12 protein-coding genes and 1 pseudogene are annotated in these 10,911 nt (G+C 67.6%); 9 read left to right on the plus strand and 4 right to left on the minus strand.

Annotation, left to right across the window (positions count from 1 at the left end; all coding sequences use genetic code 11):
* Window positions 1-44 precede the first annotated feature (44 nt).
* From B7K22_RS09075 to B7K22_RS09085, 3 genes are all read right to left on the minus strand, one after another.
* The gene (locus B7K22_RS09075) at window positions 45-1,139 is read right to left on the minus strand and encodes a DNA cytosine methyltransferase (RefSeq protein ID WP_159448825.1); all 1,095 of its coding nucleotides are present in this window, start codon (window positions 1,137-1,139) and stop codon (window positions 45-47) included.
* 532 nt (window positions 1,140-1,671) lie between these two features.
* Entirely contained in the window at window positions 1,672-2,505 is an 834-nt protein-coding gene (locus B7K22_RS09080; protein WP_084039581.1) for a hypothetical protein, read from the minus strand.
* A gap of 260 nt (window positions 2,506-2,765) precedes the next feature.
* Entirely contained in the window at window positions 2,766-3,275 is a 510-nt protein-coding gene (locus B7K22_RS09085) for a hypothetical protein (protein ID WP_144276329.1), read from the minus strand.
* Between B7K22_RS09085 and B7K22_RS09090 the strand changes: the two genes are divergently transcribed.
* From B7K22_RS09090 to B7K22_RS09120, 8 genes and pseudogenes are all read left to right on the plus strand, one after another.
* The gene (locus tag B7K22_RS09090) at window positions 3,259-3,663 is read left to right on the plus strand and encodes a hypothetical protein (protein WP_084039583.1); all 405 of its coding nucleotides are present in this window, start codon (window positions 3,259-3,261) and stop codon (window positions 3,661-3,663) included. The genes B7K22_RS09085 and B7K22_RS09090 overlap by 17 nt on opposite strands.
* Before the next feature lie 27 nt (window positions 3,664-3,690).
* Window positions 3,691-3,828 (plus strand): annotated as a pseudogene (locus B7K22_RS12465) (4Fe-4S dicluster domain-containing protein); the annotation flags it as partial.
* Between the two features lie 26 nt (window positions 3,829-3,854).
* On the plus strand, window positions 3,855-4,049 hold the full coding sequence (locus B7K22_RS12410) for a 4Fe-4S dicluster domain-containing protein (protein ID WP_084039585.1): 195 nt from the start codon (window positions 3,855-3,857) through the stop codon (window positions 4,047-4,049).
* Window positions 4,050-4,148: 99 nt separating this feature from the next.
* Complete coding sequence (locus B7K22_RS12125; protein ID WP_084039586.1) at window positions 4,149-5,753, plus strand: S-layer homology domain-containing protein; 1,605 nt, start codon at window positions 4,149-4,151, stop codon at window positions 5,751-5,753.
* 65 nt (window positions 5,754-5,818) lie between these two features.
* Window positions 5,819-6,730: a hypothetical protein gene (locus B7K22_RS09110; protein ID WP_144276331.1), complete on the plus strand. Its 912-nt coding sequence runs from the start codon at window positions 5,819-5,821 to the stop codon at window positions 6,728-6,730.
* A gap of 36 nt (window positions 6,731-6,766) precedes the next feature.
* Window positions 6,767-7,030 (plus strand): hypothetical protein, encoded by a 264-nt coding sequence (locus tag B7K22_RS09115; protein ID WP_084039588.1) that lies wholly within the window; start codon window positions 6,767-6,769, stop codon window positions 7,028-7,030.
* Window positions 7,031-7,376: 346 nt separating this feature from the next.
* A complete protein-coding gene (locus B7K22_RS11940; RefSeq protein ID WP_144276332.1) occupies window positions 7,377-8,132 on the plus strand; it encodes a hypothetical protein in 756 nt (251 codons plus the stop codon).
* A gap of 321 nt (window positions 8,133-8,453) precedes the next feature.
* Window positions 8,454-9,755, plus strand: coding sequence for an MFS transporter (locus B7K22_RS09120; protein WP_084039589.1), 1,302 nt, complete (start codon window positions 8,454-8,456; stop codon window positions 9,753-9,755).
* Between the two features lie 54 nt (window positions 9,756-9,809).
* Here the strand turns inward: B7K22_RS09120 and B7K22_RS09125 are convergent, their stop codons facing one another.
* A complete protein-coding gene (locus B7K22_RS09125; protein ID WP_084039590.1) occupies window positions 9,810-10,382 on the minus strand; it encodes a GNAT family N-acetyltransferase in 573 nt (190 codons plus the stop codon).
* 36 nt (window positions 10,383-10,418) lie between these two features.
* On the opposite strand from B7K22_RS09125, the gene B7K22_RS09130 reads away from it, so the two are divergent.
* Window positions 10,419-10,901 (plus strand): GNAT family N-acetyltransferase, encoded by a 483-nt coding sequence (locus tag B7K22_RS09130; protein WP_084039591.1) that lies wholly within the window; start codon window positions 10,419-10,421, stop codon window positions 10,899-10,901.
* Window positions 10,902-10,911: the final 10 nt, after the last annotated feature.

The following is a 10,911-nucleotide window of genomic DNA, read 5'->3' on the forward strand; positions in this document are numbered from 1 at the left end:
CCCCAGTTCTTCACTTCGCCAGTCTGCCCGGTCGGTGCACTGAGTCAACCGGACGCGACGGCCTGTGTCTGCCCTTGGTCATGTGCGTTGGCCGTTTCCGCCAGGTATGTCTCGAAAATCGCCGCCGTGAGCGCTGGCGGAACAGCGTTGCCGATCATCGTCGCCAGTGCGCCGCGCGTCGGGCACGGGGAGAAGTCAAAGTAGTCGGGAAAGCCCTGGATGCGCGCCGCCTCGTGCGCGGTGAGCGCGCGGAGGCGCTCGGGGTGCATGTAGCGGCCCTGGCCGATACTCCCGAAGCCGCTCGTGATCGTCTGCGCCGGCTCGTCCCAGCGCAGGCGTCCGTACATCGACTTGTACGAGTGCGCGCCCTGATGGCACGTGGGGCGCAGCGCGTTCGGAAGGTCGTAGAGGTCGTTGTCGAGGAGGTACCGCATTCGCTCTTCGTTAACGGCCTGTGCCTTCGGAGCGCGGTCGAGCGGGTTCGCCTCGTCGGCCTCGACGAGGTCGCCGATGGCCCAGTGGAGGTCGCGGCGCGGGAACTGGGGGAGCGCATCGAAGACCTCGGTTGGAGTGGTGGCGTCGTCGCGGTGAATCGCGAGGAGGATGTGACGGCGGCGCGTCTGTGCGACACCGAGCTTGTCGAGCTCGACCACCGTGTGTTTGACGGCGTAGCCAAGCGTTGTCAGGTGCTTCCGTGCGCGATCGACCACGCCTTCGCCGTCGTGCCGGTCGTTGAGGACGGCTGGCACGTTCTCGATGAGGACGACGCGAGGATTCAGGATCTCGGCTGCGCGAACCACGCGGAGGTAGAGGGCGTTCTTGCCGTCGACGCGGCGCGTGTGGTTGTTGAGGTTGCTGTGGCCCTGGCAGGGCGGGCCTCCGAGCAAGACGTCGACGGCGCCGACATCGGTGGCGGTGCGTTTCTCCACGAGAGTCGGGGAGGCCCCGAGCTCACCGTCGAAGAATTGCTCGACCGGCGCAGACTCCACGCGATCGGCGAAGCGGAAGTTCTCGCTGTAGACGCTAGTTGCGAGCGGCTCGAAGTCGACAGCCAGGGGGATCTCAAGTCGCAGGTCTCTGGTGGCCGATGCTTGGAAGAGGCCGAGCGTGAGGCCACCACAACCTGCGAACAGATCCACGGCCCGGATCGCGGCCGCGCTCGCTCCAGGGCGGGGACGTCGCTCGCTGCGAAGCGGGTGCTGTGGCGCGCTCATTTGCGGCCAACTCTATCGACGCCTGAAGGCGGCTTGGATCGGGCTAGGACACCTGCGGCCCAGCCCGTATGGATCGGCACCGTCTGTCCCGCAGCCGCGGGCCAGTATTCGGAAGGCGAGTCGCGGGTAGTTGAAGCTGATGGTTCAGACTCGTTCATGCTCGTGACGACTGCACGGCGGTGCACTCTCGGCCCTTGGCTGCCGCGGTACTAGTCCAAGTACCGCAACCACACGGTGGCTGCGACGAGTGGAGGTATCGAGGTCACCATGAGCAGAGTTAGCAGGCGCAGTGTCGGACCCCAGCCCCCGCGGACGGCGGCGCGGACGGTCTTCCAGCCTTCGCGGCCAAGGTAGTGCGTACTCACATCGGAACCTCCTCTCTGCAATGTCGTTATGCCCGAGGCCTGGTCCTCCTCGGGAGTGTGCTGGGTCGTGCGCGCTCTTCAGCGGTCAACTCCTATGGGCTTGGGCGCCGCCGTGTGATCGCGCTCTGAGCGGCCGCCTGGAGCCGCTGCCGATCTGGTGAGCTGTACGGCGAGTCGAGCGCGCGCCAATGCTCGGAACGCATGCCGAGAGGGTGTCGCGCATCGGACTTCCTCACGGTGCGAGTGAGGAGCACGTTCTCCCTAGAAAGCTCTGCGAACCCGCGCTCAACCGACCGCTCGCTGATGCCATACCAGTCACTCGCCCGCTCATACGCCATGTTGAACGCCGGGTTCTTCGGGTTCTGAGTCTCCTTCAAGGTGATCAAGAACACTGCCTTACCTGGCAACGCGAGTCGATCAGCGAGTCCCGTGGTCCAGTACTCGAAAGGGATAGTGAAGTAGCCGGTGCCTTCCTCCGTCGTGTCGCTGCCCGGTCGCGTCCACGGACTTCCAGATCCGTCTTCGAGCAGCGGAGCGATCGTGGGACGCGACCGGCCGCCGGAGATGCTGACGAGACGAAGGCCTTCAAGCGTCCGAAAGGCGCGGAGCGCGTCGCCTGGCTGCCACACGGTCTTGCTTGACAGGACCCGTGCCCAGGTGCTCAGAGGCAGAGGCGTTCCTTCCAAGATCGGCTGGAGGGCGTGCAGCAGCAGGAACGCATCTAGAGCACGCTCCTTTCGCCCAGTCACGAACTTCGCGAGGAGTGACGGTCGGACGGCCGAGGTGTTTGGTTGCTGTACGAATACCTTGCGGATCTGCGCGTAGCCACGCTGGGCGTCATGCAGAAGCTCCGCCCGATGAGAAGCCGGAGTTGGGTCTGGGTCGCTCTGCACGTCCGCGAACGGGTCGAAGGGCTCGTTGTTCATGGGGTCAGTCTACATGTGAGTCGGCTCGGAAGACTGTTCCCAGTCGCAGAGATCAGGTATGTCAGGTGCCACTGTGATACTTGTTGATACTTCGAGTGTGACTCCTTCTGAGACCCCTTTGATACTCCTACCTAGGTATGGGCACCCGTCGGCACTATCGCGATGTGGTTGCGTGCGTCCCGTCTCGCGCGGGGAAGTTGCGTCAGCAGTTTCGGTCGCGCCCGTCGGGGGCTGTGTTCCGAGGCTCTCGCGCATAGTCGCTATCCCAGAACAAAGACCCTTGCCGCTCCCCGCACGCGACGTAGCGTCGACTGTGGAGGCGTGTCATGGACGAGATCCGAATCCTCTCGACACCGGGACTCGGCGCCCTCATCGATGTGTTGCGTGAGCGCAGCTACACCGTCATGGGGCGGACTGTCCGGGGCGATGCGATCGTCACCGGAGAGATTCTTGCGGGCTCCGACCTCCCGCAGCAGGGCGTCGGCGACAGCCAGGACGCCGCGACCTACCGGCTCCGCGAGCGCGGTGACGGCGGCTACTTCGGGTTCGCCGCCCCCGCGCAGTCCACCAAGCCCGTGTTCTTCCCCGCGGAGGAGGTCATCTGGCGGGGCCGCCGCGACAACGGCGGCACCGAAGAAGAGCACGACGGCCACTTCACCGTCGAGCGCGACGTCCTGGACACCCAGAAGGTCGCACTCCTCGGCACGCGGTTTTTGCGACCTGCGCGCCGTCCAGATCCACGACACCGTCTTCGTGGGACGCCAGTTCACCGACGCCCACTACGCCGCGCGCCGCGACGGCACCTTTGTGGTCGCGGTCGCGGTCGCGTGCTCGGACTCCGCCGCGAGCTGCTTCTGCGCCTCGATGGGCACCGGCCCGCGCCCGCGCGACACCAACCCCGAGACCGGCGAAGCGTCGTACGACCTGCTCCTCACCGAGATCCACCCCGACGACCCCGACCTCCACCACTTCGTCCTCGCGGTCGGTAGCGCCGCCGGCCTTGAGGTCGCCGTCGCCCTCGACACCACGCCCGCCACCCTCGACGACGAGCACGAAGCCTTCGCCGTTACCCCCCACGCCGCCACGCAGCAAACCCGAGCCATCGACACGGCGACCATCCACGACACCCTGCGCGCATCGGCCGAATCCTCCCGGTGAGAGGACGTCGCCAGCCGATGCCCGGCCTGCGCCAACTGCACGCTGGTGTGCCCCACGTGCTTCTGCACCACGGTCTCGGACGTCAGCGACCTCGCCGGCGACCATGCCGAGCGCCACCGCGTCTGGGACTCCCGCTTCACAGCACTGCTACTTCACTCGGTGTGAACGTCGGCAGCATCCACGGCGGCCCCATGCGCGAATCCACCAAGGCCCGTTACCGCCAGTGGATCACCCACAAGCTGTCCTCCTGGGAGGACCGGTTCGGCATGCTCGGCTGCATGGGCTGCGGCCGCTGTATCGCCTGGTGCCCCGCGGGCATCGACGTCACCGACGAGGCCGCCGCGCTCGGCCTCTTGGACGGCAACCGCCAGGAGGCTCGCGCGTAGGAGGCAACCACCGCCACGGCGACTCGCGCATCGTCCCGGCGCCGCCGCCGCCGAGCAGGTACGGTAAGTCCGTTTCATCACTCGTTCGGGGGTTCTGTCATGACCTGGCGCCGCACCGTCGCATCCGCCTTCACGGGCTTCGCTCTCCTGCTCGGCGGGATGGTGAGCGCATCGAGCACTGCGGCAGCGCCAACGTTTTCGGACGTCCCCTCGGGCACGCCATTCGCCCAGGAGATTGAGTGGCTCGCGAGTCAGGCCATCTCCACCGGGTATGCGGACGGGACGTTCCGGCCTCACCAGCCCATTACCCGCGACGCCATGGCGGCGTTCATGTATCGCCTGGCCGGGAAGCCGGCATTCACCCCGCCCGCACGGTCCCCCTTCCGCGATGTGACGCCGCGCACCCAGTTCTACAAGGAGATCACTTGGCTGGCGAAGACGGGCATCAGCACGGGATACGCCGACGGCACCTATCGCCCGTTCGAGCCGGTCAAGCGCGACGCGATGGCGGCCTTCATGTACCGACTCGCCGGCAAGCCCACGTTCACGGCTCCACGCTGGTCGCCGTTCACGGACATCTCTCCGTCATCGAAGTTCTACAAGGAGATGACCTGGCTCGCGCAGACGGGGATCTCCCGGGGCTGGTCCTCCAACAACACGTACCGCCCGCTGTCGAACATCACGCGGGATGCGATGGCGGCCTTCATGTACCGGTTGGATCGGCAGATCGAAGAAGGCGGCAGTGGGGAAGGCGTGGTGAGCCGCAACGGCACGAGCGTGGTGGTGGGCGACGGCACCCCCGCGTCATGCACGTCAGCGGCCGTGGCCTCCGCGGTCCTCGGCGGCGGGGACGTGTCCTTCGATTGCGGCCCAGCCGCACTTACCATCCAGCTCAACCAGACACTCATGACCTGCAACACGCACAACTGTGAGCACCCCTGGCGAGGGGGAGACCCCGTGGCTGCGTTGACGGTCGACGGTGGAGGGGTCATCACCTTGAGCGGCGGCGGGTCACGCGGGATCTTCTACGCCAACAGCTGTGAGGAGACGTTCGGATGGCTGTCCTCCAGTTGCCAGAACGAGACCACTCCGCACGTCACCTTCCGCAACATCGGCTTCACGGACGGCAACGCCACCGTGTCTCCCGCGGGAGTCGACACGCTCCCGGGCGGCGGCGGGGGTGGCGCCATCGCGATGCGCGGCGGCACGCTCACCGTGCAGGACGCGTGGTTCACGTCCAACCGGTGCATGACCGCCCACTCCGATGCTGGCGGCGGCGCCATCCGCGCGACCGGCGTGGGTGGAGGCGTCACCATCTCCAACTCCCGCTTCAGCGACAACAGGTGCGCCAACGGGGGAGCAGTGAGCTCGCTGCAATCTCGGATGAGCATCGCCGACTCCACGTTCACCGGCAACGTCGCCACGGGACAGGGTGCGTCCGACGGGCGCGGCGGCAACGGCGGCGCCGTCTACTTCGACGGCACAAACCAGAACGTCACCATCGCGCGGTCCACCATCACCAGTAATATGGCGCCCGAAGGCGGACCCGCCGTGTTCTACGTCTCCAACAACCCCACGGGGTCGCTCACCATCCAAGACTCAACGCTGACCGGCAACACCGGCCAGAGCTTCTACACCTCGCCCTACCGCAGCATCTTCTTCAAGGGCAACACCCTCACCGTGAGCGGCGGCGACGTCACGTAGCCCCTCGCGCGCATCGGGCGTCCCCACTGCCAGCCACGTCACCACCGCGAGCTACCGTGTCCCTCATGACACCCGCATCGGCCAATAACAAGCCCTCGACCGCCGTCGCCCTCCCCGACGACTTCCAGGAGCGCGTGTTCAAGGCCATCGCCGTGCAGCGGCCCGCCGTCACCGCCTACATCAAGGAGGTGCGGCGGCGCAGGCCGGACGCCAGCCCCGCCGAGGTGATGCGCATCATCGAGAAGCAGTACGTCGCGACCACCACGTCGGCCAGTGCGGCGGTGGGCGCCTCGGCCGCGATCCCGGCGGTGGGCGTGCCGGTGGCGATCGGGCTCGGCGTCGCGGACCTCTCGTTCTTCTACGAGACCACCGCGCTGTTCGCCCTGTGCATGGCGGAGCTGCGCGGCATCCCCATCGAGGACCCCGAGCGCGCCAAGGCCGTGGTGCTGGGCGCGATGCTCGGCGAGAAGCGCAAGAGTCGGGTGACGGAGCTCGTCCTGTCCGCCCTGCCCGCCGGCGCGACCGTTCACACCGCGCGGGCGACCGCCTCCACCGTCGCGAAAGCCGCGGGACCCCAGTGGGGCGACCTGCTCGCGCAGCAGCTGCCGGACTCGGCGCTCGTGCCCGTCAGCGTGGTGCTCGCCAAGAACGCCATCGCGCAGGGCGCGGTGATGGGCGGCGTGAGGATCGGCTCCAAGGCCATACCCGTCATCGGCGCGGTCGCGGGCGGCGCGACCAGCTACTACTTCGGCTCCTCCGTGGTGAAGGCCTGCCGCGAGGGGTTCTCGCCGCCAGTCGAGGAGTGGCCCGAGTGGTTGTCGCTGTCCGGCGACGATGGGGCCGATGCGCCCGTCGAGACCCGCGCCGTGCGCGCCATGCGCTCGGCGTCCGTCAGTGCGAAGGACTTCGGAGCGAAGTCCTGGCGACGCGTGGCGGACAGGGCGGCCGCGATCCGCGGTCGCCGTCGCAAGCCGTAGGTCCGCGCTGTCGGCGCCGACACCCATAATGGGCCGGTGGCCTTCAAACGTATCTTCACGTTCCTTGTCGATGACGACGACGCCGACGTCCAGAGCCTGAAGTCCGACGCCCGGCCGCAGATCGCCCGCAACGGCGTGCGGCAGATGGTCGCGCAGGCACTGCAGTCCATGGGCGATCAGGTGGTCAACGCCAAGACGGTCCTGCCGTGGCTCGTGACCGCGCTCGGCGTCCCTGGCGCGTTCGTCGCCTTCCTGGTGCCCATCCGCGAGTCCGGCTCGATGCTGCCGCAGGCCGCCTAGGTAGAAAGCCAAGGTCCGTCAATTGCGGCGAGCCGACCTTCGCGCAGCTCCATTGCCATTGCTGCGCCTGCGCGGGTGGCGACTCGTAGGTCTGCGCCGACTGCACGATCAAGCCTCGGCGAGCGGCACTTGCCCGTAAGTCTTCGCGAACGGCGGGGCTTTGCGAGTACAAGCGATACTTGGGTAGCAAGTCGGCGAGGAGAACGATACGTACTGGTGCGCACCGAAGCGTCGGCCGTTGTGCCTTGCCTGTCGCGGTAGCGGTCCTCCCAGGGCGACGAGGGCAGCTAGGTGCAGTTTGCGAGGGTCTCCCAACGGATACGGCTCAACGTGGTTTGATGGCGGGATGTCAGCTGAACTGGTCGTCGCGCTCTTGGCGGCACTCATGAGCGCTGGCTCGGTAGTAGTGGTCGCGGTGATGTCCATGCGAGCTCGGGATCGCGATCGAGTTGTCGAAGCGCGGGAAGTCGAACGGCTCGTGAGGGAACCTTTGGCATACGCTGCCGGTGATCTTCAGAGCAGGTGCTGGACTATTGCTACCGGTCGATCGCTTGCAGTCGTTCGATCTCAGGAGAAGCGTGAGACTGAGTACTTCGAGCGCAACACGTCGTATCTCGTAGGGCAATACTTCGCATGGATCGAAGTCTTGCGCAGACGTGCCATGCTCGTGGGCGGCACCACTTCGGCGTACCCGGACCTAATGCAAGGCATTAACGCGGTCATGGATTCATTCTCGGATCCAGCGAACGGCACAGAGTTTCAGGTTTTTCCCGGCGAGCAGCGTGCAATCGGCGAGCTGTGCCTCACTTCAATCGACGCCGGGGCCAACGCCACGATCGGCTATGCCGAGTTTTGTCACCGAATTGAAACCGATCCTGAGTTCAGCCGATGGTTCGACACGATCGCGCTCGCAACTGAATCCGCACTCCGAGGAGAAATCCCCGCCCGCGCGGCCGTGATCCAGAATGCTCTGATTGACCTTATAGAGATCATCGACCGCGACGGAAAGTACACGCCATTCGGATCTCGCGAGAGAGTTCGACCTGAATTGACAAACGCACCGGATCCCCAAAGCGATAGACCCTCCGTCGCGCCCTCTTGATTTACAGGTCGGGGCGCTATCAACCCGCCGGGCTGTCCACTGAGTCGAATTGACTATCACAACCTGCACGGTTCGACGCGCCGACTTCGCCGGCTCAGTTTGACGGCCGGGCGGGAAGCAACGGCTCGTTCCGCCCGATGCGCGCCGCGTTTTATTAGTCTCCCGTGCGTCCACGATAACCGCTAAAGGTCCCGCGCGACGACTTGTGACGGTTTCAAGTCCTGAGAAGAACGATGTCTCGTGTGAGCGCCCAGCGCCCAGCGCCCAGCGCCCAGCTTGTGATTGCGTTGGAAGGTGGAGCCGTGTCGCGATAATGGGCCGGTGGCCTCCAAACGTGTCTTCAGCTTCCTGGTCGATGACGACGACGCCGACGTCCAGAGCCTGAAGCCCGAGGCGCGGCCCCACATCGCCCGCAACGGCGTGCGGCAGATGATCGCGCAGGCCCTGCAGTCCATGGGCGATCAGGTAGTCAACGCCAAGACCGTGCTGCCGTGGCTCGTCACCGCGCTCGGCGCCCCCGGCGCGTTCGTCGCGTTCCTTGTGCCCATCCGCGAGTCCGGCTCGATGCTGCCGCAGGCCGCGTGGGCGCCGCGCATCCGCCAGCAGCCGCGCCGCAAGTGGGTGTGGGTCGCCGGCGCGACCGGCCAGGCCGTCGCGACGACGGGGCTCGCGCTCGTGGCCGCCACCGCATCGGGCGTGGTCGCGGGCGTCGGCATTCTCGCCGCGCTTGCCGTGTTCGCGCTCGCACGGTCGCTGACCTCGATCGCGAGCAAGGACGTACTCGGCCGCACCATCCCGCAGGGGCTGAGGGGCCAGATCACTGGCGTGACGACGGTCGCCTCGGCCGCCGTCGCCCTGACCCTGGGCCTCGCACTCAGGATCTGGGGCGGCGACAGCGTCAACACCGCGGTGCTGGCGGCGCTGCTGGGAGGCGCGGCCATCGCGTGGGGCGTGGCTGCCGCCGTGTTCGCGACCGTCCGCGAGCCCGCCGAGGAGCCGGAGCAGGACGCCGAGGACGGCCCCAACTGGGCCGCGCAGGCGCGCGACCTGTGGCGCGAGGATCGGATCTTTCGCCGCTTCGTCACGGCGCGGGCGCTGCTGCTCGTGTCGGCGCTCAGTCCGCCCTTCGTCGTGACCTTCGGGACCGCCCAGGGGGAGGGCAGCCTGTCCTCGCTGGGCCTGTTCATCATCGCGCAGGGCGTGGCCGGCGTGGTGGGCGGGCCCCTCTTCGGGCGCCTCGCCGACCGCTCGTCGCGGCGGCTGATGATCGGGGCGTCGCTCGCGGCCTCCGCGGTGATCGTCGCGTTCCTCGCGCTCGCGCGCGTGCCCGCGTTGGAAGGCGCCGCGTGGCTCGCCGCCGCCACCTACCTGCTGTTGGCGCTCGCGCATGTGGGCGCGCGCCTGGCGCGCAAGACCTACGTGGTCGACATCGCCGAGGGCGACCAGCGCACGCAGTATGTGGCCGTCGCGAACACGCTCATGGGCGTGCTGCTGCTCGCGGTGGGCGCGGTCACTGCGGCGCTGGCCGCGCTGGGCTCGGGCTTCGCGCTGCTGCTGCTCGCGGCGCTCGGCGTCGCGGGCGCGTGGGTGGGCCGAACCCTGCCCGAGGCCGAGCGACGCTAGGCGACGTGGGAGCGGGGGCCAGCGAGCGCATCGGCCGGCCGCAGTGCCCGTCGCTTACCGCAGGTCGAGCCGCATCAGCACGCGCGGGAAGCCGTTCAGCACGGAGTCCGTGTCCGCGGCCTTGGTGAAGCCGGCCCTCTCGAACGCGCGCCGCGTGCCCACGTACGCCATGGTGAGGTCGACCTTCTCGCCCTTGTTGTCCACGGGGTAGCCCTCGATGGCAGGGGCGCCGCTGTCGCGCGCGTGCGCGACTGCGCCCTCGATCAGGTGGTGCGTGATGCCCTGCTTGCGGTACCCGGGGCGTACGCGGATGCACCACAGCGACCACACGTCGAGGTCGTCCACGTGCGGGATCGTGCGGTTGGTCGCGAAGCTCGTGTCCGCGCGGGGATGCACGGCGGCCCAGCCCACGGGCTCGCCGTCGCCGTACGCGATCACGCCCGGCGGCGGGTCCTGCTCGCAGAGCTCGCGCACGCGCTCGGCCCGCTCGGGGCCGCGCAGCTCGTTGTTCTCCTTCGAGCCGATGCGGTAGCTGAGACAGAAGCACACGTTCGACGTGGGCTTCTTGGGGCCGACGAGGGTGGCGACGTCCTCGAACACGGTCGCCGGCTTGATTTCGATCTGCACCTGTCCAGTGTCCGTGCCAGGGGCTAGATTCGCATCGTGACTGCTTCCTGGCTCCCCGCGGACTTCGAGCACCCGCTGCATGTGTCGCTCGGCGATGGGGTGCACCTGCGCCCCATCAGCGCCGACGACCTCGAGATCGACATGCCCGCCGTCATGGGCAATCAGCCTGCCTTGTGGGCGAAGTACGGCGAGGCGTGGGGCTGGCCGCCTGCGGACATGAGCGCCGAGGCCGACCGTGAGGACCTCGACCGGCACGCCCGCGAGATGGTCACGCACGAATCCTTCAACTACGCGATCCTGCCCGCCTCCGAGGAGGCGCTCTACGGGTGCGTGTACATCGACCCGGCGGAGGGAGACGGCGCCGATGCGCTGGCTGGGCCGGCCGCGGACGTGTCGTTCTGGGTGACCGCCGATGCGCCGGCTGGGTTGGGTGCGCGCGTGACGGAGTTTGTGCCGGAGTGGTTCGCGCGTGAGTGGCCGTTCGCGACGGTGCGGTATCCATTTGGTGAGGTGGGTTGAGCGGGTCTTT

The organism is Demequina sp. NBRC 110053 (assembly GCF_002090095.1).
In the GTDB taxonomy this organism is placed as follows: domain Bacteria; phylum Actinomycetota; class Actinomycetes; order Actinomycetales; family Demequinaceae; genus Demequina.